19 protein-coding genes are annotated in these 24,262 nt (G+C 65.4%); 10 read left to right on the top strand and 9 right to left on the bottom strand.

Annotated features, from left to right (window positions below; all coding sequences use genetic code 11):
- Window positions 1-3 precede the first annotated feature (3 nt).
- The 4 genes from rlmH (at window position 4) to mnmH (ending at window position 3,858) form a co-directional block, all read left to right on the top strand.
- Window positions 4-474, top strand: coding sequence for a 23S rRNA (pseudouridine(1915)-N(3))-methyltransferase RlmH (rlmH, locus tag U5A58_RS31390; protein WP_321914700.1), 471 nt, complete (start codon window positions 4-6; stop codon window positions 472-474).
- 145 nt (window positions 475-619) lie between these two features.
- A complete protein-coding gene (locus tag U5A58_RS31395) occupies window positions 620-1,243 on the top strand; it encodes a Maf family protein (RefSeq protein WP_321914701.1) in 624 nt (207 codons plus the stop codon).
- 8 nt (window positions 1,244-1,251) lie between these two features.
- On the top strand, window positions 1,252-2,721 hold the full coding sequence (rng, locus tag U5A58_RS31400) for a ribonuclease G (RefSeq protein WP_321964320.1): 1,470 nt from the start codon (window positions 1,252-1,254) through the stop codon (window positions 2,719-2,721).
- 36 nt (window positions 2,722-2,757) lie between these two features.
- Window positions 2,758-3,858: a tRNA 2-selenouridine(34) synthase MnmH gene (gene mnmH / locus U5A58_RS31405; protein ID WP_321964321.1), complete on the top strand. Its 1,101-nt coding sequence runs from the start codon at window positions 2,758-2,760 to the stop codon at window positions 3,856-3,858.
- 52 nt (window positions 3,859-3,910) lie between these two features.
- Here the strand turns inward: mnmH and U5A58_RS31410 are convergent, their stop codons facing one another.
- Window positions 3,911-4,228: a DUF4148 domain-containing protein gene (locus U5A58_RS31410; RefSeq protein ID WP_321964322.1), complete on the bottom strand. Its 318-nt coding sequence runs from the start codon at window positions 4,226-4,228 to the stop codon at window positions 3,911-3,913.
- A gap of 207 nt (window positions 4,229-4,435) precedes the next feature.
- Window positions 4,436-5,371, bottom strand: coding sequence for a glycosyltransferase family 2 protein (locus U5A58_RS31415; protein WP_321914706.1), 936 nt, complete (start codon window positions 5,369-5,371; stop codon window positions 4,436-4,438).
- Between the two features lie 187 nt (window positions 5,372-5,558).
- On the opposite strand from U5A58_RS31415, the gene U5A58_RS31420 reads away from it, so the two are divergent.
- Window positions 5,559-6,719: a glycosyltransferase family 9 protein gene (locus tag U5A58_RS31420; RefSeq protein WP_321964323.1), complete on the top strand. Its 1,161-nt coding sequence runs from the start codon at window positions 5,559-5,561 to the stop codon at window positions 6,717-6,719.
- 100 nt (window positions 6,720-6,819) lie between these two features.
- On the opposite strand, the gene msbA is transcribed toward U5A58_RS31420, so the two are convergent.
- Window positions 6,820-8,604, bottom strand: coding sequence for a lipid A export permease/ATP-binding protein MsbA (msbA, locus tag U5A58_RS31425; RefSeq protein WP_321964324.1), 1,785 nt, complete (start codon window positions 8,602-8,604; stop codon window positions 6,820-6,822).
- A 280-nt stretch (window positions 8,605-8,884) separates the two neighbouring features.
- Between msbA and U5A58_RS31430 the strand changes: the two genes are divergently transcribed.
- Both U5A58_RS31430 and U5A58_RS31435 read left to right on the top strand, forming a co-directional pair.
- Entirely contained in the window at window positions 8,885-9,700 is an 816-nt protein-coding gene (locus tag U5A58_RS31430; RefSeq protein WP_321964325.1) for a glycosyltransferase family 2 protein, read from the top strand.
- Complete coding sequence (locus tag U5A58_RS31435) at window positions 9,697-10,530, top strand: glycosyltransferase family 2 protein (RefSeq protein ID WP_321964326.1); 834 nt, start codon at window positions 9,697-9,699, stop codon at window positions 10,528-10,530. Before U5A58_RS31430 ends, U5A58_RS31435 begins: the two co-directional genes overlap by 4 nt.
- A 78-nt stretch (window positions 10,531-10,608) precedes the next feature.
- Here the strand turns inward: U5A58_RS31435 and dnaE are convergent, their stop codons facing one another.
- A complete protein-coding gene (gene dnaE / locus U5A58_RS31440) occupies window positions 10,609-14,166 on the bottom strand; it encodes a DNA polymerase III subunit alpha (RefSeq protein WP_321964327.1) in 3,558 nt (1,185 codons plus the stop codon).
- A 297-nt stretch (window positions 14,167-14,463) separates the two neighbouring features.
- Between dnaE and U5A58_RS31445 the strand changes: the two genes are divergently transcribed.
- Together U5A58_RS31445 and gluQRS are read left to right on the top strand one after the other, a co-directional pair.
- On the top strand, window positions 14,464-15,351 hold the full coding sequence (locus tag U5A58_RS31445) for a sulfurtransferase (protein WP_321964328.1): 888 nt from the start codon (window positions 14,464-14,466) through the stop codon (window positions 15,349-15,351).
- Window positions 15,352-15,360: 9 nt separating this feature from the next.
- On the top strand, window positions 15,361-16,284 hold the full coding sequence (gene gluQRS / locus U5A58_RS31450) for a tRNA glutamyl-Q(34) synthetase GluQRS (protein WP_321964329.1): 924 nt from the start codon (window positions 15,361-15,363) through the stop codon (window positions 16,282-16,284).
- Between the two features lie 73 nt (window positions 16,285-16,357).
- On the opposite strand, the gene U5A58_RS31455 is transcribed toward gluQRS, so the two are convergent.
- From U5A58_RS31455 to purT, 5 genes are all read right to left on the bottom strand, one after another.
- The gene (locus U5A58_RS31455; RefSeq protein WP_321964330.1) at window positions 16,358-17,836 is read right to left on the bottom strand and encodes a DEAD/DEAH box helicase; all 1,479 of its coding nucleotides are present in this window, start codon (window positions 17,834-17,836) and stop codon (window positions 16,358-16,360) included.
- Window positions 17,837-18,371: 535 nt separating this feature from the next.
- Entirely contained in the window at window positions 18,372-19,808 is a 1,437-nt protein-coding gene (locus tag U5A58_RS31460; protein ID WP_321964331.1) for an aldehyde dehydrogenase family protein, read from the bottom strand.
- A gap of 36 nt (window positions 19,809-19,844) precedes the next feature.
- Entirely contained in the window at window positions 19,845-21,491 is a 1,647-nt protein-coding gene (locus tag U5A58_RS31465; protein ID WP_321914716.1) for an acetolactate synthase large subunit, read from the bottom strand.
- Window positions 21,492-21,606: 115 nt separating this feature from the next.
- Entirely contained in the window at window positions 21,607-22,023 is a 417-nt protein-coding gene (locus U5A58_RS31470) for an MliC family protein (protein ID WP_321936822.1), read from the bottom strand.
- A gap of 135 nt (window positions 22,024-22,158) precedes the next feature.
- Window positions 22,159-23,382: a formate-dependent phosphoribosylglycinamide formyltransferase gene (gene purT / locus U5A58_RS31475; protein WP_069265349.1), complete on the bottom strand. Its 1,224-nt coding sequence runs from the start codon at window positions 23,380-23,382 to the stop codon at window positions 22,159-22,161.
- Between the two features lie 190 nt (window positions 23,383-23,572).
- On the opposite strand from purT, the gene U5A58_RS31480 reads away from it, so the two are divergent.
- Window positions 23,573-24,244 (top strand): META domain-containing protein, encoded by a 672-nt coding sequence (locus tag U5A58_RS31480; RefSeq protein ID WP_415774321.1) that lies wholly within the window; start codon window positions 23,573-23,575, stop codon window positions 24,242-24,244.
- The last annotated feature ends 18 nt before the right edge of the window (window positions 24,245-24,262 follow it).

The raw sequence follows: 24,262 nt of genomic DNA on the forward strand, positions 1-24,262 counted from the left end.
ACGATGAAACTGCATATCGTCGCCGTCGGCCACAAGATGCCGGACTGGATCGCCGAGGGCTTCGAGGAATATACGAAGCGCATGCCGCCGGAGCTGCGCATCGAGCTGCGCGAGGTGAAGCCCGAGCAGCGTTCGTCGGGCCGCTCCGCCGAGAGCGTCATGGCAGCCGAGCGCGTGCGCATCGAAGCTGCGCTGCCCAAAAATGCGCGCATCGTCGCGCTCGACGAACGCGGCAAGGACTGGACCACGATGCAGCTCGCGAAGGCGCTGCCGCTCTGGCAGCAGGACGGCCGCGATGTGGCGTTCCTGATCGGCGGCGCGGACGGGCTCGATCCCGAGCTCAAGTCGCGCGCCGATACGCTCCTGCGCCTCTCGTCCCTCACGCTGCCGCATGCGATGGTGCGCGTGCTGCTCGCCGAGCAGCTTTACCGCGCGTGGACCATCACGCAGAATCACCCCTATCATCGCGTGTGATGCAGGTGTAAAGCGCGCCCGCACCGCTTTTGGTCGTGCGCCTGCGGCTCGCTTTTGGCTCGCTAATGGCCCATTGAGCCCCGCCCAAGCCCCGGAAAGCAGGCGCGCACGTCAACCCGAAGTCCGTAACGACAAAGACGCTCCGATGCCCACCAACGCGCCCTATCCGTTCGTCTATCTCGCCTCGCAAAGCCCGCGCCGCCAGGAACTGCTGCAGCAGCTCGGCGTGCGCTTCGAGTTGCTGCTGCCGCGTCCCGACGAAGACGCCGAAGCGCTCGAAACCGCGCTGCCCGGCGAACAAGCCGCCGTTTATGTCGAGCGCGTGTGCGCCGCGAAGGCAGACGCCGCCCGCGCGCGCCTCGTCGCGGGCGCGCACAAGCATGCGCCGATTCTCACCGCCGACACCACGGTTTCCATCGACGGCCATATCCTCGGCAAGCCGCACGATGCCGCCGACGCCTATGCGATGCTCGAACGCCTGGCCGGGCGCGAGCACGAAGTGCTCACGGCGGTGGCCGTGGTGAACGCCGAAGGCGTGTGTCTGCCGGTCGCGGTCTCGCGTTCGCATGTGCGCTTCGCGGCTGCGCTGCCCGCTGCGATCGCGCGTTACGTGGCGAGCGGCGAGCCGTTCGGCAAGGCCGGCGCGTACGGCATACAAGGCCGCGCGGCGGAATTCGTCGAGCGAATCGACGGGTCCTATTCGGGTATCATGGGTTTGCCATTATTCGAAACGGCCGCCCTCCTGCGCGCCGCGGGCATCGACTTCTAGAACAAATCATGAACGAAGAAATCCTGATCAACGTCACGCCCCAGGAGACGCGCGTCGCATTGGTCCAGCAAGGCGCAGTACAGGAGCTTCACGTCGAGCGCACGCTGTCGCGCGGGCGCGTCGGCAACGTCTATCTCGGCAAGGTCGTGCGCGTGCTGCCGGGCATGCAGTCCGCGTTCATCGACATCGGTCTCGAGCGTGCCGCGTTCCTTCATGTGGCCGACATCTGGCATCCGCGCATTGCCGGTGAAGCGCATGCGCCCATCCATCATCAGCCGATCGAAAAGACCGTGTTCGAAGGGCAAACGCTCATGGTGCAGGTCGTGAAGGATCCGATCGGCACGAAGGGCGCGCGGCTTTCCACGCAGGTGAGCATCGCGGGACGCACGCTGGTCTATTTGCCGCAGGAGCCGCACATCGGCATCTCGCAGAAGATCGAGAGCGAGGCCGAGCGCGAAGCGGTGCGTGCGCGCCTCACGGCCGTGCTGCCCGCCGATGAAAAAGGCGGCTATATCGTGCGCACGATCGCTGAAGACGCCACGAGCGAAGAACTCGCAGCGGACGTCGCGTATCTGCGCAAGACGTGGGCGACGATACTCGCGCAGGCGCAGCGCGTGCCCGCCACGAGCCTGCTCTATCAAGACCTGAATCTCTCGCAGCGCGTGCTGCGCGACTTCGTGAACGACGAGACCTCGCGCATTCAGGTCGATTCGCGCGAAACGTTCCAGAGGCTCACGGAGTTCGCCACCGAATTCACGCCCGCCGTGCTGCCGAAGCTGCATCACTACTCGGGCGAGCGGCCGCTCTTCGACCTCTACAACATCGAGGCCGAAATCCAGCGTGCGCTCTCGCGCCGCGTGGACCTCAAGTCGGGCGGTTACCTCGTGATCGACCAGACCGAGGCGATGACGACCATCGACGTGAATACGGGCGGCTATGTGGGCGCGCGCAACTTCGACGACACGATCTTCAAGACGAATCTCGAAGCGGCGCATACGATCGCGCGGCAATTGCGTCTGCGCAATCTGGGCGGCGTCATCATCATCGACTTCATCGACATGGAAAACGTCGAGCATCGCGACCAGGTGCTCGGCGAACTGAAGAAGGCGCTCTCGCGCGACCGCACGCGCGTGACCGTGAACGGCTTCTCGCAACTGGGGCTCGTGGAGATGACACGCAAGCGCACGCGCGAATCGCTTGCGCATGTGCTGTGCGAGCCGTGCCCGACTTGCCTTGGCAAGGGGCAGGTGAAGACCGCGCGCACGGTTTGCTATGACGTGCTGCGCGAGATTCTGCGCGAGTCGCGGCAGTTCAATCCGCGCGAGTTTCGCGTGGTCGCTTCACAGCAGGTCATCGACCTCTTTCTCGAGGAGGAGTCGCAGCATCTCGCGATGTTGATCGACTTTATCGGCAAGCCGGTGTCGTTGCAGGTGGAGTCGAATTTGAGTCAGGAACAGTACGACATCGTGCTGATGTAGCACGACACCGTAGCAGGCATCACCGGAGCACCGCAGTTGAACCACCAGCGCGTCACCATCGAACAGATTGGCGAATTCGACGAGATCGTCGATGTACGGACGCCGCTCGAATTTGCCGAGGACCACGTTCCCGGCGCGATCAACGCGCCCGCGCTCAGCAACGAGGAGCGCGTGATCGTCGGGACGATGTACAAGGAGTCGCCCTTCGAGGCAACGCGAGTGGGCGCCGCCATGGTGGCGCGCAACATCGCCATGCATCTCGATACGCTGTTCGCCGACCGTCCGCGCAACTGGCGTCCGCTCATCTATTGCTGGCGCGGCGGCAAGCGTTCCGGGTCGATGACGGCGTGGTTCAACATGATCGGCTGGCGCGCGCGTCAGCTCGAGGGCGGCTACAAGGCGTACCGGCACACGGTCGTGGAGGCGCTCGGCACGTTGCCCGGAGCGTTTCGCTATATCGTGCTGGCCGGTCCGACCGGCAGCGGCAAGACGCGCCTGTTAAAGGCGCTGGGACAAGCCAACGCGCAGATGCTCGATCTCGAAGCGCTTGCCGCGCATCGCGGTTCGCTGCTGGGCGCGCTGCCCACGCGAGCGCAGCCCTCGCAGAAGTCGTTCGACACGGCGCTCGTCCAGACGCTGCGCGCCCTCGACGCCACGCGCCCCGTGTTCGTCGAGGCGGAGAGCCGGCGCATCGGCGCCATTACGCTGCCGCCCGCGCTCGTGGACCGTTTGCACGCCGCGCCTTGCGTCGTACTCGATGTGGCGCGCGAGGAACGGATCGACCTGCTGCTCGAGGAGTACGGACACCTGTTCGACGAGCGCACGTATTTCCAGGAGCAACTGAACAAGCTCACGCCCCTGCATGGGCGCGAGCGCATCGAATCGTGGTGCAAGCTGCTCAACGAAAATCGCAGGGCCGAGCTTTACGAGGCGCTGGTCGCTCAACACTACGATCCCGCCTACACGCGCAGCACGCGGCGCCACTTTGCGAAGCTCGAGAAATCGCTGCACTTCGCGTTTCAGCCGATGAAGGGCGACACGCTCGCCCAAGCCCGCACGCTGCTCGCACAACTCGAGGAAACGTCATACGCGGCAGAACCCGCGGGCAGCGAAGCCGAAGCGCCTCGCGCCGTTTGACGTATCCCCTTCCCTTCGCGCGCTTCACAATAAACGCGCGCGCCGCGATGGTTTAGCGCGAGTACATCGCGTTCCAGTCTTCAGGCGAAACCGTGGCGCGGCCGCCCGATTGCGAGGCGTTCGCTACGCCGCCGTAACTGCTGTTTGCACCATTCAATGCAGCGACCTTCGCCTGGGCGGACTGAATCGCTTCGGGATAGTGGGCGTTGTCGCCATCGCCCACGCGATAACCTACTTGCTGAAGCTGAACGAGTTCGGCGCGCACCTGGGCGCGGGTAATGGTCGAGTGCGACTGCGCGAACGAAGCGGTGGGAAGAGCGGCAGCGGCAACAACGGCGGCAACAGCAACGGCTTGAATCAGGGACTTCATGGAAACGACCTCCAGTTGGATCAGGCGGTCGACGTGCGACGGTATGTGCATGCGACCGATGTACGCATCGTATGCTTGTGATTTCCTAGGGTTAACCCCTAGAAATCTAAGGCACTGTTCCAAATCGAGGCAAAGTCTGCGCGATTCATCGCCAATGGGCTCAGCCGGCGCCTCCGCGCCAGCCGGCTCCCTTGGGACAACGCAGCGTTAACGCGATGACTTGCGCGGCGTGGCGCTGTCAGGCAACGAAGCGGTGTGCTGAAGCTGCGCGGGCAAATCGGGCTCCCACGCTTCGAGATCTTGAGTCGGGTAAAGGCCGAACGCGTACATGACTCGCTTCAGACGGCTCTTGAAGTTGGGCCGCGGCACGTTGGGAAGTGTGCCCGGCGCGGCGTCGGCCGTGCGTGCCATGTAGTTGTACTTGAAATCGCGCTGCGTCACGCCCCACTTCATGAGGAACTCGCGGCCGCCGCGATTGCGGCGAATGCGTCCTGTCGTGCGGCAGCCGAAATGGTAGACACGGCTCGCGCCAACCGAGCGGAACGTGCGGCAGCCGACCAGCCAGAGCTTCATCAGAAAGTCGTCGTCGCTGCTCATGCCGGGCCCGAACTCGATGCTGTAACCACCCACGCGCAGCCAGAGTTCGCGGCTCACGAGCGTCGGCTGCAGTGCGATGCCGTTGCGGTCGGCGGTGTTCATCTTCGCGGCGAATTCGAGTAGTCCCGCCTCGTTGAAGTCGGCAGGACCGGTGCCGAAATGGGCGACCGTCACGAGGTTGTTGCCCGTGTCGGTCGGTTCGATGATCTGCGAGGCGAGATAGGCGGGCGCTGCGCCGATTTCGCGCAATGCATCGACGAAGGCCGAATCCCAACCGGGCGTACAGAACATGTCGTCGTTCATGAACAGGATCCACTCGCTCGAGGCAAGGCGCGCCACATCGTTCACGGCGAGGCATACGCCCACGTTGCCCTTGCTCCACGTATGGCGGATGCCCTGTTCGCGGACCCAGTCGAGCGTGCCGTCGCTGCCGTCGTTCACATGCACGAGGATCTCGTGCTCGTACGCGGAGTGGCGCCGGATGCTGTCGACGCACAGTTTGAGGTACGGCAGATTATTCCAGGTCGGGATCAGAATGCTGAACATGAAGATTAGCCCTATAAAGGGTCTGAGCGATGCATGACGAGAAACGCGATATTGTACGCACGCCCGGACGTGCCGTAGAAGTTCATACCTCACGATGCCGTGCTGGACGCTGCCCCTGATTATTTGCGCAGCCTGCGAGCAAATATCATGGGATAATAAGCGGTTACTTCAAATAACAACTAAACCCGTGTTTCAGCAGACCAACTCAAACACTTCGTGGGTTTCGCCGGCAAGCTGGTTCGATCACGCCGTATCCCGGTCCTGCACGATCCCCTATCAGGGCGTGCCTTACGAGCCGGAAGCGTTTCTTCGTAGCACCAGTCGCCTCAAGATCGCGAAGAAATACCTGCACAAGCAGTTTCTTCTGAAGGCGCACGGCCAGACGCGCCTCGAACAGGCGCATCTGGACGCTTCGCAGCGAATCCTGTGGGTCTATGCCAAACGCAACTTCGGCGACGCGGCGATGGACATGGCCGGCCGCGCGCTGCTCAAGGGCCTGGGTGTGCGCATCGATCTGCTCGCGCTGCCGTCGCTCGTACCGCTGTTCAGCGAAGACGACGTATTCGGCAAGGTCTACGGCGACCCCAGTGAGGTCGATGCGCGCCGCTACGACGCGATTCTGCTCTCCGAGTACAACCTGCCCTCAATCCGCATCAAGACCCAGCACTTCGCGAAGCTGCCCTACGCGGGCCTGTTCCGTTACTTCAACGGGCCCGACCGCAACCAGACCTGCTTCAGCTTCGCGAGCGTGAACGACGTGTTCTCGCTCGGCCACGACGCCGGCACGCTCGCCGCGCTCAGCAAGCCTTATCTCGCCAGCAAGCCCGCAACGCGCGAATCCGTGCGCGCGCTCTTGCCCGCGCGTCCGTTCATCGCGCTCGCGGCGGGTGGCGTGGACCCCGATCGCACCTACAACCGCTGGTCCGAAGTCATCGAATTGTTGAGCAAGTACGACAACGCGAGCGCCGCGAAGGAAATCGTCGTGCTCGGTTCGGACAACGGCACGGACATCGCACAGCAGTTGTGCGCGAGCGCGCCCGCGAACGTGCGCATCCGCTCGCTGACCGGCAAGCTCGCGTTCCTTCAGGCGCGTGAGATCGTTGCGCACGCCGAGCTGTTCCTGGGCGCGGACGGCGGCCTGATGCACGTCGCCCACACCACGCAAACGCCGAGCGTTTCGCTGTTCAGGCATCAAGAGCCGCCCTCCCTGCGCTTGACCGAAGCCTGCCGATCCATCGGCCTGCAGGGCAGCGGCAACGTCGACACCATCCCGCCCGCGCAGGTCGTGGGCGCAGTGTTGCGCCAACTCGCTGCGCTCGTCCCCGCAACGGCGCCCGCCGCCGCCTGATCGCCCCAAACAGGGCTCCTCAAGCTCACGCCGCGCGCCAGCGCGGTTTCATGACGGTGGCGCGCCCAAACTCGCGCGCCGCCGTCATGGTCCATGCGGGTCAGGCCGCGCTCTGCTGATACTGGATCTTGTGCAGGTGCGCGTACATGCCGCCCTTCGTGAGCAGTTCCTGGTGCGTGCCCGATTCGACGATATGGCCGCCATCCATCACGAGGATGCGGTTCGCACGCTCGATCGTCGAGAGACGGTGCGCGATCACGAGCGTCGTGCGGCCGCGCATCAGCGTTTCCAGCGCCGCCTGCACGTGGCGCTCCGATTCCGAATCGAGCGCCGAGGTCGCCTCGTCGAGAATCAGGATCGGCGCGTCCTTGTAGATCGCACGGGCAATCGCCAGACGCTGGCGCTGGCCGCCCGAGAACTTCATGCCGTTGTCGCCGACCAGCGTCTCCATGCCTTCGGGCAGGGCCGAGATCGTCTCCCACAGGTTGGCGGCGCGCAGCGCGCGTTCCACGCGCTCGCGGTCGGCCGTCTGGCCATAGGCGACGTTGTTCGCGACCGTGTCGTTGAACAGCACCACGTCCTGGCTCACCATCGCGATCTGGTTGCGCAGCGCATGCACGTCGTAGTCGGCGATCGATACGCCGTCGACCATCACCTGCCCGCCGCTCGGATCGAAAAAGCGCGGCAGCAGGTTCACGAGCGTGGTCTTGCCGCTGCCCGACGGGCCCGCGAGCGCCACCATTTCGCCGGGATTGATGCGAAACGACACATGGTCGAGCGTCACGCGATGGCTCGCGCCATAGGCGAATGACACGTCGCGGAACTCCACCTCGCCGCGCGCGCGTTCGAGCGGCAAGCCGCCGCCGGCGGGCTCGGGCGGCTCGTCGATGAGCCCGAAGATCAGCTCGGCCGCGGTCATGCCGCGCTGCAGCGGCTGGTTCACGTCGATCAGGTGCTTGAGGGGCGAGATCACGAGCAGCATCGACGTGACGAACGCCACGAAGCCGCCAACCGTCGTCTGGTCGTTCGAGGCCTGCACGACCGCAATGGTGATGACGATCGCCAGCGCGATCGAAGCGAGGAATTGCGTAAGCGGCTGCGCGAGCCCGCCCGACACCGTCATGCGCATCTGGTAGCCGCGCAGGCGCTTGCTCATCTCGCCAAAGCGGTCCTTTTCGTATTGCTCGCCGTTGTGAACCTTGACGACCTTGTAGCCGCCCACCGTCTCCTCGACGATATAGGACAAGTCGTTCGTGAGCATCTGATGCTCGCGGTTCAGCCGGCGCAAACGCCGGTTGATCTTGCTGACGAGCCAGCCGATGGCCGGCAGCAGCACCGCGACGATCAACGTGAGCCGCCAGTTCAGATAGAACAGGTAGCCGAGCAGGAAGATGACTGTGAGCGAGTCGCGCACGATCGTGACGAGCACGCTGAGCAGCACGCCGAGAATCTGGTTGACCTCGAACACGATCGCGTTGATGACCGTGCTCGCAGTTTCGCGCTGGAAGAAGCCGACGCTCGCATGAATCATGCGCTCGAACATCTTGAGCCGCAGCGCGAGCAGCACGCGGTTCGACACGTACTGCAGCAAGTAACCGGACGCGTATTGCGCGAGGCCGCGTACGAGCGCCAGCCCGATCACCGCGGTGGGCACCAGCCATTTCGCTTTCGGGTCGCCGCGCGTGCCGAAGCCGTGATCGAGCAGCGGCTTGAGCAGCGCGGGAATGCCGGCTTCGGTGGCGGCCACCACGGCCATCGCGATCACGCCTGCGAGGAGCACCCACATTAGCGGCTTCACATACGGCCACAGCCGCCGGCCAATCACGATCGGCGACGACTTGGTGTCGGAGCCGATCGGCTTGCTCAAGGTTGATCTCTCGCTCAAAATTTCCTCGAAAAAAATGCGGGTAATCTGCCCGCCCCCCGGCAAACAGGTACGCCATTGTAAACGTTCGGCCCAGGGGGCGAGGTATCCGCCCGGCCGGTGCCTGCGCCGGAGCGCTTTCGTAGTGGCCGGCGTTTTTGTATATACTCACCGATTCGGCTTCGGGGCACGAACGCGCGCGCAAACGGCTTGCGCACGAACTGCTCTGCGAACGCGAGACCAGCACTAGCCGGCCCGCCCACCCTCTTCACCTTCTTCCAGCCATCGCGAGCCAGCGCCGATGAACGACAGCGCCAAACCCGATGCGATCAGTGTCATCGTCATCGTCAAAAACGAAGCACACGATATTCGCGACTGCCTCGCTTCCGTACACGGCTGGGTGGACGAAATCGTCGTGCTCGATTCGGGCAGCACGGACGGCACCCAGGCCATTTGCCGCGAGTTCGGCGCAACGGTCGTCGAGACCGACTGGCCCGGTTTCGGGCCACAGAAACAGCGCGCGCTCGACGCCGCCCGCGGCCCCTGGATTCTCTCGCTCGACGCCGACGAACGCGTGTCCCCGGCGTTGCGCGACGAGATTCTCGCGAGCGTCAAGGCGAACGGGGCCGACCTGTTCCGTGTGCCGCGCCAGTCGAATTACTGCGGCACGTGGATCCGCCATTCCGGCTGGTCGCCCGACTATGTGACGCGGCTCTTTCGCCGCGACGTAGCGCGCTTCTCGAACGATCTCGTGCACGAGCGCGTGATCGCCGCGCCCGAGGCGCGCGTCGGCACGCTCGCCCAGGCGCTGATTCACTACAGCTTTCGCGACTTCTCCGAGGTGCTCTGCAAGATCGACAGCTATTCGACCTACGGCGCGACCCAGGGCGCGGCGCGCGGCAAACGCGGCGGCCTGCGCAAGGCGCTGCTGCACGGCTTCTGGTCTTTCGTGCGCAGCTGGATCATCCAGCGCGGCTTTCTCGACGGCAAGATGGGTTTCGTGCTGGCGATCTCCAACGCCGAAGGCACCTACTACCGCTACCTGAAGCTCATGCTGCTCGAAGCACAGCAGTCCGCCGCGGCACAATCCCGCGACGCCGCAGCGGAGCGCCGATGAACGCGCGCCGCGACATGCTGGTTTCGGTGATCGTCAGCACCTATAACCGGCCCGATGCGCTCGAGCGGGTCCTCGCGAGCCTGAGCGCGCAATCCGACACGCACTACGAAATCATCGTCGCCGACGACGGCTCGGCCAACGCGACCCGCGAAACCGTGGAGCGCTGCGCAGCGGCGAGCCCGGTGCGCATGGAGCATGTGTGGCACCCGGACGACGGCTTTCGCCTTGCCGAGATCCGCAACAAGGGCATCGTGCAGGCCCGTGGCGACTACCTGATCTTCCTCGACGGCGACTGCGTGGCGCAGCACGATTTCGTTGCGCGCCACCGGCAGCTTGCAAGCGAGCGAGCCATCATCACCGGCAGCCGCATCCTGCTCGACGAAACGCTCACGCAAGCGGTGATCGGCCAGACGCTGCCGTTGGCGGATCAGGGCTTCGGCTTCTGGGTGCGGCAACGCCTTGGCGGCCACGTCAACAAGATCGCGCCCCTCTTTGCCAAGCTGCCGGACCGCAAGTGGCGCGTGATCGAGCAGTTCAAGTGGCGCGGCATCAAGGGCTGCAACATGAGCGCCTGGCGCAGCGATATCGAGCGCGTGAACGGATTCGACACGAGCTTCACCGGCTGGGGGCACGAGGACGCCGATTTCGTGGCACGCCTTGCCAACGGCGGCGTGCACCGCAAGCTCGGCGCCTACGCCACGGAAATCTTCCACCTGTGGCACCGCGAGCAACCGCGTGACCAGGCCAACTCCAATGAGCAGCGGGTCAGGGCGCGTATTGCGGATGGCACCGTGCGCGCCGAACGGGGTCTGGCCGAACTCGCGACTTAAGCAAGCGATTGCCGGACCGACGGCGCAGCATGGCAGCGTGAAAACTCCCACGCCGCCTGCCGCCCATTCCCCGTCACGTCAATAAACGATCTCGATCTCGCTGCCCGCAAACTCGCCGCGCAGCGCGGTGAGCAGGTCGTCGGAGGGCTTGACGCGCCAGGCGTCGCCCAAGCGCACTTCGCCTTCGGCCCGATCGTTGCGGTAGGCAATCTGCACCGCGAGTCCATTCGGAATGACTGCTTGCGGGCGATCGCCGCGATCGCGCCCGAAGCCGCCGCGCCCACGCGCTTGCGCGGCCGGCGCCGGCAGCGAGTCGTCGGGCTTCGCGCGATACGCTTCGAGCACCGTGCGCAGCGCGAGCGCATTGGCGTTGCCGTTCATCTGCAGCTTCACGGCCTGCGCGTAGCGGCTGCGCGCGCGCTCGAGATCCATCACCGTATCGACGGTGAAGCGAATGCCGCCCGTGAACGCGTCATTGCGCGCGCCGCCCTGCACGACTAGCAGCTCGTCTTCCTTGAAGAGCGCCTTGTGCGCTTCGAACTGCTCGTTGAACACCGTCACTTCGCACTGGCCGGTGCCGTCGTCGAGCAACGCGATCAACATCTTGCCGCGTTGGGTCATTTGCGTGCGCAACGAAGCGATCACGCCCGCGATGAGCTTGTCGCGCCCTTCCTTCAGCTCGCCGATCTTCTGGCGCACGAAGCGGCGCACTTCGTCCTTGTAGGCGTCGAAGAGGTGCCCCGAGAGGTAGAAGCCGAGCGCGGCCTTCTCTTCTTGAAGCTTGCGCTTTTCGCCCCACGCGGGTTCGTCGACCAGCTCATGCGCGGCGAGCGGCGCGTCGCCCATATCGAACAGGCCCGCCTGCATGGCGTTGGCGCTCGCCTGGTCGGCGGCTTCCATCGCCATCGGCACGGAGGCCAGCAACTGTGCGCGGTTTGCGTGAATCGTGTCGAATGCGCCGGCGCGGATCATCGCCTCGATCGTGCGGCGATTCACGAGACGACGGTCGATGCGCTCGCAGAAGTCGAACAGGTCCTTGAAGGGACCGCCCTCCTCGCGCGCGCGCAAGATTTCTTCGATGGCGTTCTGGCCGCTGCCCTTGATCGCGCCCAGACCGTAGCGGATCGTGCGCGAGCGCTTGCCTTCTGCGACGTTCGAGTCGGCCACCGGCTCGAAGCGATACGCCGAAGCGTTCACGTCCGGCGGCAGCACGGCCATCTTGTTGGTCAGGCAGTCCTCGAAGAGGATCTTCACCTTGTCGGTGTCGTCCATGGCGAGCGACATATTCGCCGCCATGAATTCCGCCGGATGGTGCGCCTTGAGCCACGCCGTGTGATAGGCGAGCAGCGCATAGGCGGCCGCGTGCGACTTGTTGAAGCCGTAGCCCGCGAACTTCTCCATCAAGTCGAAGGTTTCGTCGGCCTTCTCGCGCGTGAGACCGTTCTTGGCCGCGCCTTCCGCGAAAATTTCGCGGTGCTTGGCCATTTCCTCGGGCTTCTTCTTACCCATCGCGCGGCGCAGCAAGTCGGCGCCGCCGAGCGAGTAGCCGCCGATGATCTGCGCCATCTGCATCACCTGCTCCTGATAGACCATGATGCCGTAGGTCTCTTTCAGAACAGGTTCGACGCGCGGATCGGGATACTCCACCACTTCGCGGCCGTGCTTACGCGCGCAGAAGCTCGGGATCAGGTCCATCGGGCCCGGACGATACAACGCCACGAGCGCGATGATGTCCTCGAAGCGGTCGGGCTGCGCGTCCTTCAGCATGCCCTGCATGCCGCGGCTTTCCAGCTGGAACACGGCGACCGTGTTGGCCTTCTTGAGGATCTGGAACGACGCGGCGTCGTCGAGCGGCACCTCGGCGAGCGACCAGTCTTTCTTCGACGGGTCGAGCATGCGGATATAGCGCTCGGCCCAGTCGAGAATCGTGAGCGTGGTCAGACCCAGAAAGTCGAACTTCACGAGGCCGACTGCTTCCACGTCGTCCTTGTCGTACTGGCTCACGACGCCGCTTTCGTCGCCCTGCGTGTAGAGCGGGCAAAAATCCGTCAGCTTGCCGGGCGCGATCAGCACGCCGCCCGCGTGCATGCCCACGTTACGCGTGAGACCTTCCACGAGCTGCGCGAGGTCGAGCAGCTGGTGCACTTCGTCTTCGTTGTCGTAGCGCTCCTGCAGGAGCGGCTCTTCCTTCATCGCGTCGGCAATCGTGACGTGCTTGCCGGGCTTGAACGGAATGAGCTTGGCCACGCCGTCGGTGAAGTTGTAGCCGAGATCGAGCACGCGGCCGATGTCGCGCACCGCCGCCTTCGCGGCCATCGTGCCGAAGGTCGCGATCTGCGAAACCGCATCGGCGCCGTACTTTTCCTTTACGTACTGAATGACGCGGTCGCGCCCGTGCTGGCAGAAGTCGATGTCGAAGTCGGGCATCGACACGCGTTCCGGATTCAGGAAGCGCTCGAACAGCAGGTTGTAGCGCAGCGGATCGAGGTCGGTAATGCCGAGCGCGTAGGCGACGAGCGAGCCCGCGCCCGAGCCCCGGCCCGGCCCCACCGGCACGCCGTTGTTCTTGGCCCAGTTGATGAAGTCCGCAACGATCAGGAAGTAGCCCGGGAAGCCCATCTTGATGATGGTTCCGCACTCGAATTCGAGCCGTTCGTTGTAGCGCGCGCGCTCCTGCTCGCGTTCGGCTTCGTTCGGATACAGCTGCACGAGGCGCTTTTCGAGGCCTTCTTTCGACAGCTGCACGAGATAGTCGTCGAGCGACAGGCCGTCGGGCGTCGGGAAGAGCGGCAGCTTCGGCTTGCCGAGTTCGAGCGTGAGGTTGCAGCGCTTGGCGATTTCGATGGTGTTCGCAATGGCCGACGGAATGTCCGCGAACAGCGCGGCCATTTCTTCCTGAGTGCGAAAACGCTGATCGGTCGTGAAGCGCTTCTGGCGGCGCGGATTCGCGAGGATGTCGCCTTCCGAGATGCACACGCGCGCTTCGTGCGCGGTGTATTCCTCGTCGGTCATGAACTGCATGGGGTGCGTGGCGACCACCGGCAGCTTCAGCTGCGACGCGAGCGCCACGGCCTGCTCGACATACTGCTCGCCGCCGGGCTGGCCGCAGCGCTGCAGTTCGATGTAATACGCGTTCGGAAACAGCTTCGCCCAGCGCTGCGCATGGCGCTTCGCACTTTCGGCATTGCCCGCCGCGAGCGCGAGACCCACGTCGCCCTGCTGCGCGCCCGAGATCGCGAGCAGGCCCTCGGCCAGCCCTTCTTCGAGCCACGCAACGTCGACTTCCGCGCGGCCGCGATGCTGGTTCGTGAGCCACGCCTTGGACAGCAGCTCGCACAGATTCAGATAGCCGCGCTTGTCCTTCACCAGCAGCAGAAGGCGCGACGGCTTGTCGCGGTCGTCGGGATTCGTGATCCAGACGTCGCAGCCGGCAATGGGTTTGACCCCTTTGCCGCGCGCTTCGCTGTAGAAACGGACGAGGCCGAATGCGTTGCCTAAGTCGGTGAGCGCGAGCGCGCCCTGGCCGTCTTTGGCCGCCGCCTTGACGAGGTCGTCGAGGCGTACGATGCCGTCGGCAATCGAGAATTCGGAATGGACGCGGAGATGGACGAAGCGGGGATCTGACATGGCCGTCATTGTACCTTCAGGGGCACGCGATTATCGGCGCTCGCTCGCATGCGCGCGCGACATTGGCCGGGGCGGCCCAACCGATCTGGACAAGCGCTTGCGTAAGCGCTGCGCCGCCGCACGGTGTGTCGACTACGCCGCAGGCGGCGCAAGGCGCGATTGAGGGATAATAGCGGATTGCGCCCGCCGCGCGCCCTGCCCCAATTCCCGTTTTCGAGGGACCGGCAGTGAACAGGCAGTACGCGACGCACCACGCGCGCCCGGCTCCAGTTTCACGCGCTTTGATAGCGCCTTTCCCGTTGCACCATGCGTATCCTCAATCTATCCGCTTACCAGTTCGCCACGCTCGATAAGACCGCCGAGTGGCGTCCGCTAGTGCTCGAGCGTTGCAAAACGCTCGATTTGCGGGGCACGATCCTGCTCGCGCCGGAAGGCATCAACCTGTTCGTCGCCGGCGATGAAGGCAACGTGCGCGCCTTCATGGACTACATCAACCACGACCCGCTCTTCGAAGGCAAGTTCGCGACGCTGCGGTTCAAGGAAAGCTTCTCCGAAAACCGGCCCTTCAACCGTATGCTCGTGCGCCTGAAGCGCGAGATCATCACGATGAAGAAGCCCGCGATCCGTCCCGAAGAAGGCCGCGCGCCTTCCGTGGCGCCGGTCGTGCTCAAGCAATGGCTCGACCGCGGCTTCGACGACGAAGGCCGCCCCGTCGTCATGCTCGACACGCGCAACGCGTTCGAAATCGATGTCGGCACGTTCGATAACGCGCTCGACTACCGCATCGACAAGTTCAGCGAATTCCCCGGCGTGATCGAGGCGAACCGCGCCGACCTCGAAGGCAAGACGGTCGTGTCGTTCTGCACGGGCGGCATTCGCTGCGAAAAGGCCGCGATCCACATGAAGGAAGTGGGCATCGAAAGCGTCTACCAGCTCGAAGGCGGCATTCTCAAGTACTTCGAGGAAGTGGGCGGCGCGCACTACAACGGCGACTGCTTCGTGTTCGACCAGCGCACCGCGCTCAATCCGCAGCTCGAACCGACGGACACCGTGCAGTGCTTCGCGTGCCGCGCCGTCGTCACGCCGCAAGAGCAGGCTTCGCCGCTCTACGTGGCAGGCAAGAGCTGCCCGGCGTGCCATCCGGAGCGCGCGGGCGCAACGGATACGGCGCCGGCGGCCCAGGCTGCCGCTTAAGCCGCGCGCGTGAGCGCATCGCCGCAAGGGTATCGCGGGCGCTTCGCGCCCTCGCCCACTGGTCCGCTGCACTTTGGCTCGCTCGTTTCGGCGCTCGCGAGCTGGCTCGACGCGCGAGCGCATGACGGCACGTGGCTCGTGCGCGTGGAAGACATCGACGGCCCGCGCGCCGTGCCGGGCGCAGCCGAGGACATTCTCGCGACGCTTGCGGCCTTCGGCTTTCACGCCGACGAGCCGCCGCAATGGCAGAGCCGCCGCACCGATCTGTACCGCGCGGCGCTCGACCGCCTGATCGCCTCGGGCCACGTGTACGCGTGCGGCTGCACGCGCAAGGAAATCGCCGATTCGCAATTGCGTGCGCACCAGCGCAACACCACGCTGATCTATCCGGGCACCTGCCGCGCGGGCCTGCACGGCAAGCCAGCGCGCGCGTGGCGGCTGCGTGTGCCCGACGACGCGCCTTCCAGTGCGCAAAACCCCGCGCTGATCCGCTTCGACGATCGCTGGCAAGGCCCGCTGCAGCAGGACATCGCAACCGAAGTCGGCGATTTCGTGCTCCTGCGCGCCGACGGCCAATGGGCCTACCAGCTTGCCGTGGTTGTTGACGACGCCGAACAACGCATTACGCACGTAGTGCGCGGCGCGGACCTGCTCGACTCGACGGCGCGGCAAATCTGGCTCCAGCAGTGTCTTGGCGTGCCAACGCCCGCCTACCTGCACGTGCCTGTTGTGACGAACGAGGAAGGGGACAAGCTCTCGAAGCAGACCGGGGCGCAAGCGCTCGATGCATCACGCCCGCTGGAAGCGCTGATGGCCGCGGCACGCCATCTGGGCCTCGAATTGCACGACCCTTCGCCCGCAACGCTCGAAGCGTTCCAGCGAGACGCGATCGAAGCGTGGAAGCGGCGGCTCGCGCAATTGCCGGCCACCTAAACAAAAACGGCATGTCGTTGAAGGCGACATGCCGTTTTATCGTTGTGTCGCGCGCCGCTTCGCGCGCTCAAACTCAGTTCGATGAAGACGACGTCGGCTTGTTGCGCCACGACGAGCCGAGACCGCCCAGCAGCGCCGCGAGCGGCTGCTTCGACTGCTGTTTTTGCGGTGCGGTGTTCGCGGGCTTGTCTTCAGCCTTGCTGCGCGCGTTAGCCGAAGGCTCGTAAGGCTTCAGGAAAAAATCGTCGATCGGCTGCGAACGATGATGATGCGGGCGGTCGAACGACGCCGCACGGCGGTGCACACCGCGTTCGCCGCGCCCTTCGCGGCCTTCATGACCGTCGCGCTCGCGGCGGCGGCTGCCGCCTTCGTGATGCGGCACCGGCACGTCGACCACGAGGCGCTCCACGGTCAGCGGACGCTTGATGAGCTTCTCGATATCGGCGAGCTGCTTCTTCTCGTTCGGGCTGCACAGCGAAAGTGCGTCACCCGAGGCGCCTGCGCGGCCCGTGCGGCCAATGCGGTGCACATAGTCTTCGGCGTTGAAAGGCAGGTCGAAGTTGATGACGGCGGGCAGCTCCGCGATGTCGAGGCCGCGCGCGGCCACGTCGGTCGCCACGAGCGCTTCGATTTCGCCGCGCTTGAAGGCGTCGAGCGCCTGCATGCGCTCGTTCTGCGAGCGGTCGCCGTGAATCGCCGCCGCGACGATGCCCTGCTTTTCGATCTGGCGGGCAAGGCGGCTCGCGCCGATCTTGCTGTTACAGAACACGATCACCTGTTTGAGACCGCGGTCGCGGATCAGCTGAACGACCGCGCCGGTCTTGTCGCCCTCGGCGACTTCGTACACGACCTGCGTCACGTTGGTCGCCGTGGAGTTGCTGCGCGCCACCTCGATGGTCTGCGGCGTGCGCAGATAGGTCGCGGCAAGCTTCTTGATCTCGCCCGAGAACGTGGCCGAGAACAGCAGCGTCTGGCGCTCCTTCGGCAGCAGGTTCAGGATGCGCTGCAGGTCGGGCAGGAAGCCCATGTCGAGCATGCGGTCGGCTTCGTCGAGCACGAGCATCTGCACCTGGCCGAGGCTCGTGGTCTTTTGCTGCACATGGTCGAGCAGGCGGCCAGGCGTGGCGATCAGGATTTCCACGCCGCGGCGCAGTTCGTCGGACTGCGGATTCATGTCGACGCCGCCGAACACCACCGCGCTGCGCAGCGGCGTGTGCTGCGCGTAGGTGCGCACGTTGTTCGCGACCTGATCGGCCAGCTCTCGCGTAGGCGTGAGAATCAGCGCGCGCACCGGATGGCGTGCGGGCGAAGCGCTCGTGCTCGCCATCGGCAAGAGGCGTTGCAGGATCGGCAGCGAGAAGCTCGCGGTCTTGCCCGTGCCGGTTTGCGCGGCGCCCATCACGTCGCGGCCCGTGAGCACCACGGGAATCGCCTGTGCCTGGATCGGCGTGGGCGTCGTGTAGCCCTGCTCCTTGATGGCCCGGAGAATTTCGGGGGCCAGACCAAACTGGTCAAAGTTCGCAGTGCTGGGCGTGACGGCTGTGTCGGACATGGTGGCTTCGCTATAAAGGCGCTATTCGCGCAAGGCGCGGGAGCGCCTCAAAAGGTCACTGCTGGGCATTGCAGGTCGATGCAAAGGCGCCGAACAATACGTCGGGCGCCCTGCGGCGACGGGCGGAACGCACGCCCGCGAGGACCTCCCGGCAAACGGATGGCCGGGATGGCCCGTGGACGACGAGAGGATCTGCCGGGGACGGGGCGCTGGCGTCATCGCCGCGCTCGCTCGGGTTCAACCCGGCCAGACTCACTCGATTCCAGATGGTTCCGGCGCCGGCCTCGTCTATCGACTGGCGCGCGCACCGGATTGGTCAAAACGGCTCAACCGGCTTTTCAGGCCGATCCAGCGAGCCTCGGGGCGGCCTGCTGCTCACCCTTGCGGCAGGCGCAAAGGGCCGAAAGGCCGGTATTGTAGCACCTTGGCATAAATCCCTATGGCAGCAGGTCATGCGATCTGCAGCACGGCGCACGAGAGCACCCCGTGCGCCATGCGACGAAGCATCGCGCCCTTTTTCCTCCGGGCCCGCTGCTCACCACGTCTCGCGCATCACCATCAGCCGCAGCTCGGTCATGTCCTCGATCGCGTAGCGCACGCCCTCGCGCCCGAGACCGGAGTCCTTCACGCCGCCGTACGGCATGTTATCGACGCGAAATGACGGAATATCGTTGATCACCACGCCGCCCACGTCGAGGCCGTCCCACGCGCGGTGCGCGTTGGCGAGCGAGTCGGTGAACACGCCGGCCTGCAGGCCGAAATCGCTGTCGTTGACGATCTCCAAAGCACGGCCGAAGTCGTCGAAGCGCTCCAGGATCGCGACCGGCCCGAACGCCTCCTTGCGGTAGAGATCGGTGTCGCGACCCACGTTCTCGAGCAGCGTGGCCTCGAACATCGCACCGTCCACCTTGCCGCCCGCGATGATCTTCGCGCCCGCGAGCACCGCGCTCTCCATCCAGCCTGCGAGGCGCTTCGACTCGGACTCGGAGATCATCGGCCCGACAAAGGTGTTCTCGTCCTTCGGGTCGCCCATCTTGAGCGTCTTGACCTTGGCGATAAGCTTTTCGCGCAGCGCGTCGTAAAGCGACGCGTGCACGAGAATGCGTTGCACGCCAATGCAGCTCTGTCCCGACTGGTAGTACGCGCCGAACGCGAGGCGCTCGACCACATAGTCGAGCTTGCCGCCCTGATCGGCGTCGACGATGGCCGCCGCGTTGCCGCCCAACTCCAGCACCACCTTCTTCTTGCCGGCCTTCCTCTTGAGGTCCCAGCCCACCGCGGGCGAGCCCGTGAACGAGAGCAGCTTGAAGCGCTCGTCGGTCGTGAAGAGGTCGGCGCCGTCGCGGTGCGCGGGCAGGATCGAGAAGGCGCCCTTGGGCAAATCCGTCTCCGCCAGCACCTCGCCGATGATCAGCGCCCCCACCGGCGTGCGGCTCGCGGGCTTCAGCACGAACGGCACGCCGGCGGCGAGCGCCGGTGCGACCTTGTGCGCAGCCAGATTGAGCGGGAAATTGAACGGCGAGATGAACGAGCACGGTCCGATCGGCACGCGTTTCACGTAGCCGTGATAGCCCTTCGCGCGCGCTGAAATCTCGAGATTCACGATCTCGCCGTTGATACGCACGCTCTCTTCGGCGGCCACGCGGAACGTGTCGATCAGGCGCGTCGCCTCGCCGCGCGAGTCGTTGATCGGCTTGCCCGCCTCGATGCACAGCGCCATCGCCAGCTCGTCGAAGCGCTCGCGAAAGCGCGCCACGCAATGATCGATCACGGCCTGGCGCTTGTACGGCGGGAACGCGCGCATGGCGGGCATGGCGGCTTCGGCTGCGGCGATGGCCTGGTCGATCGCTTTCGCGTCGGCGAGCGCGACGCGCGTGGCGACTTCGCCGCTGTATTTGTCGGTGACTTCGAGGTCGGTGTTGGCGGCGACGGCCTCGTTGGCCAGGTAGTACGGATAAGTCGGTTTGAGCATGACGGGGTTCTCCGTAATGACAACGTCAAAGCTGCGTCAAAGCTGCGCGCTCAGGCGCTTGATGTCGCGATTGAGCACGCGCTCGTTGTCCGAGTAATCGATGGGCACGTCGATCAGGTGCACGCCGGGTTGGGCGAGACACTGCTCGACGAGCGGCTTGAATTCGTCCGCCGAGCCCACGCGGTGGCCATGCGCGCCGTAGCTTTGCGCATAGTCGACGAAATCGGGGTTCTGCAGCGTCATCCCGTAGTCGGGGAAATTCATGTTTTCCTGCTTCCAGCGGATCATGCCGAACGCGTCGTCGCGCAGCAGCAGCACGACCAGATCGAGCTTCAGGCGCACCGCCGTTTCCAGCTCCTGCGAATTCATCATGAAACCGCCGTCGCCGCACACGGCCACGACCTTGCGCTGCGGATGCACGATCTTGGTGGCGATGGCCGAGGGCAGCCCCGCGCCCATCGAGGCGAGCGCGTTGTCGAGCAGGATCGAATTGGGCTCACGCGCGCGGTAGTAGCGCGCGAACCAGATCTTGTACATGCCGTTGTCGAGGCACAGGATGCCGTCGTCGGGCATCGCGTCGTACACGTCGTGCACGAGCCGCACCGGGTACATGGGAAAGCGCTCGTCATGCTGCCCTTTGGCAAGATGCGCCTCGAAATGGCGCTTGATCTCCTCGAAGCGGGCGAAGTCCCACGCGTGCTCGCGCGGCTTGAGACTTTCCTTGAGTTGCCACACGGCGTTGGCGATGTCGCCCACCACCTCGATCTGCGGGAAATACACGGGGTCGACTTCCGCGCCGAGAAAATTCACGTGGATGACGGTTTTCTCTTCCGCGCTGCGCATGAAAAACGGCGGCTTCTCGATCACGTCGTGGCCGACGTTGATGATGCAGTCGGCGTGCTCGATCGCACGGTGCACGAAGTCGCCGTCCGAGAGCGTGGCGTTGCCGAGCCAGAGCGGATGCGATTCGTCGATCACGCCCTTGCCCATCTGCGTGGTAAAGAACGGGATGCCGGTTTCGTCGACGAATTCGCGCAGCACGTTGCGCGTGGTCTTGCGGTTTCCGCCCGCGCCGATCATGAGTAGCGGATGGCGCGCCTTGCAGATCGCCCCGACCGCATGGGCAACCGCTTTTTCCTCGGCCACGGGCCGGCGGCTGAAGCTCTTGGGAATGGGCTTGCCGTCGCCCTCTTCGTCAGCCACGTCCTCGGGCAGTTCGAGATGCACGGCGCCGGGCCGCTCCTGCTCGGCCTGGCGAAACGCCTCGCGCACGAGCGCGGGAATATTGCCGATGGAGACGATCTGCCGCGCGTACTTGGTGAGCGGCTCCATCATGCGCACCACGTCGACGATCTGGAAGTGGCCCTGCTTGCTCGACTTGATGGGCTTCTGGCCCGTGACCATCAGCATGGGCATGCCGCCCAGCTGCGCGTAGGCGGCAGCAGTCACGAAGTTGGTGGCGCCGGGCCCGAGCGTGGCGAGGCACACGCCGGTGCGGCCCGTCAGCCGCCCGTAAGTGGCGGCCATGAAGCCCGCGGCCTGCTCGTGGCGCGTGACGATCAGACGAATCTTCGAGCGCCGCAGCGATTCGAGCAGATCGAGGTTTTCTTCCCCGGGAATACCAAACACATATTCGACGCCTTCGGCTTCGAGCGCCTTCACGAACAGATCCGATGCTTTCATCGACCACCTCGTTGGCAAGAGCGTGGCCGGCGGCGCGGGCGGCAGCCGGCCTTCGCGAACAGGCCGACAGGTTACTCCGGCAAAGCGGAATGTGTCGTGAAGCGTGCGTGCGGCGTTAGCGCATGATCGTCGCGCAGCCGGAGAGCACCGGCTTCGGGCTCGCGTCGGACGTGACGTCGTAGAGATCCGCGCCGGGACCCTTGGTCCACCAGGTGTAGCGCTCGGCGACGTACTTCACGCCCGAGGCAGCGATCACGCCGACGAAGAGGAGCTTGCGGCCTTCCACGGGCACGAGCGCAAAGCTCTGGCCGTTGGCCGCGTTGAGATAGGTGACCTTGAAGCTCTTGCCGTTCGCGCAGGTGTAGCTGAACGTGTGGCGCGACTGGACCTGGATATCGCGCACTTCGAGCGGGGCCGCGTGCGCCGCGTCGAGGTGCAGGCCGGCCGCCAGACCACAGGCTGCCAGCGCAAGCGCGCCGCTGCGCTGAACTACGCGGATTGCGCGCATTGCGCCGCTTCGACCATCGATCATCGTGTTCTCCGTGTGTTGCGTTGCCCGTGCGCGTGACGCCATTTGGTATTCACGCGCGAAGTATTGGCTCACACGATAACCGGCACGCGCGAGCGCCGCCTTGTGCGCGGCCAACGCAGCGCGCTCGCCGCACACTCACTGCGCGGCGTCGCCCGGCACCGGACGCACCGCCGCGGCCGCTTCGCGGGCGCGCGAGCGGGCCTCGTCGGTGTCGGCGCCCGTAGCGAGCGCAACGCCCATGCGGCGCTTCACGAAGCTCTCGGGCTTGCCGAAAAGGCGCAGGTCCGCGCCCGGCACGGCAAGCGCCTGCGCGACGCCCTCGAACGCGATGCCGCGCGCATCCATGCCGCCGTAGATCACCGCCGATGCGCCCGGACCGCGCGCCGTCGTATCGACAGGCAGACCGAGGATCGCGCGCGCGTGCAGCTCGAACTCGGAGAAACGCTGCGAGGCGAGCGTGACGAGCCCCGTGTCGTGCGGACGCGGGCTCACTTCCGAGAACCACACCTCGTCGCCGCGCACGAACAGCTCCACGCCGAAGAGGCCTCGGCCGCCCAGCGCCTCGGTCACCTTGTGCGAGATCTCGCGCGAGCGCTCGAGCGCCTTCGCGCTCATCGGCTGCGGCTGCCACGATTCGACGTAATCGCCGTCCACCTGGAGGTGGCCGATCGGATCGCAGAAATACGTTTGCACCTGGCCGCTCGCCGGGTCGATGGCACGCACGGTGAGCTGCGTGATTTCATAGTCGAAGTTGATGAAGCCCTCGACGATCACGCGCCCGCGATTCACACGGCCGCCTGCCAGCGCATAGTCCCAGGCGCGCTCGACGTCGGCGTCGCTGCGCACGACCGACTGCCCCTTGCCCGACGACGACATTACCGGCTTCACCACACACGGGTAGCCCACCTTGGCGACGCCGGCCTTCAGCTCGTCGAGCGAATCGGCAAACGCGTAGGGCGAGGTGGCGAGGCCGAGTTCCTCGGCGGCGAGGCGCCGGATGCCCTCGCGGTTCATCGTGAGCTGCGCGGCGCGCGCGGTCGGGATCACCTCGGCGACACCCTCGGCTTCGACGGCGGCGAGCGCGTCGGTGGCGATCGCTTCGATTTCGGGCACGACGAGATGCGGGCGCTCGGCGTCGATGAGCGCACGCAGCGCCTTGGGATCGGCCATGTCGATCACGTGCGCGCGATGCGCAACTTGGTGGCCGGGCGCGTTTTCATAGCGATCGACGGCGATCACCTCAACGCCAAGACGCTGCAGCGCGATGATCACTTCCTTGCCAAGCTCGCCCGCGCCGAGCAGCATGACACGGGTAGCGGAAGCGGAAAGCGGCGTGCCGATGCGGGGGCGGGTTTGCATGATGTCTCCAGAATGGCGGTATGGCGCAAATGCGTAAGAGCGCCGATGTTAACACGCGGCCTTGCCGCGGCGAGGCGCTTCGGACCGCCGGCGGCCACCCGCTTCACGCGCTTTGCGCGCACGTTTGCGCTCGCATGCTGCAGCGCGGTGCGTTACGCTTACGCCTTCGCCGATTACGAGGAACGATGCGATGCCTATCCGCCAGACGCACAGCCAGACGCCGAGCCAGAGTCCGCGCGTGAATATGCGCCAGCGCCTGCGCCCGGCCCACGGCGTATTCGCGCGCAAGCTGGCCTCGCGCACGGCGATGCTCGCTGCGGCCCTGCTCGTGTGCGCGTGCAAGCTCCCGGTGCACACGGACGCCTCCGCGCCGCTGCCCGATCCGTTCAACCCCGCTACGACCCAGTTGCTCGACAACACGCACTGGCAGCTCACGGAGTGGAAGCGCGCCGACGGCACGCTGCGCGCCGTGCCAGGCCCGAACGCCGACGCCAGTAATACCGACAACCCCGTTGCCCGCCCCATCACGCTCGACCTCTCGACCGAGAGCGGCCAGCGCCGCGCAAGCGGTTTTTCGGGCTGCAACCGTTATTTCGGCGCCTATGCGCTGAAAAACGGCCTGCTCTCTTTCAGCCAGCTCGGCGGCACGCGCATGGCGTGCATCGGCGCGGGCGGCGATATCGAGGGCCCCTACCTGGAAGCGCTCTCGCATATCGCGCGCTCGGGCGTGCAGATGCGCCCTCCGCGATCGCTCTTTCTCGTGCTCGAAAACGGCGACCGCCTGACGTTCGCCGAGCAAAGCGCCGAGGCCAAGCCTGGCGTTGCGCCGGGCGCCGCCTCCGACGCCAAACCGGCGCAGTGAACGCTGCCCGCATGAACC

The sequence above is a fragment of the Paraburkholderia sp. J7 genome, from assembly GCF_905220155.1.
GTDB lineage: Bacteria > Pseudomonadota > Gammaproteobacteria > Burkholderiales > Burkholderiaceae > Paraburkholderia.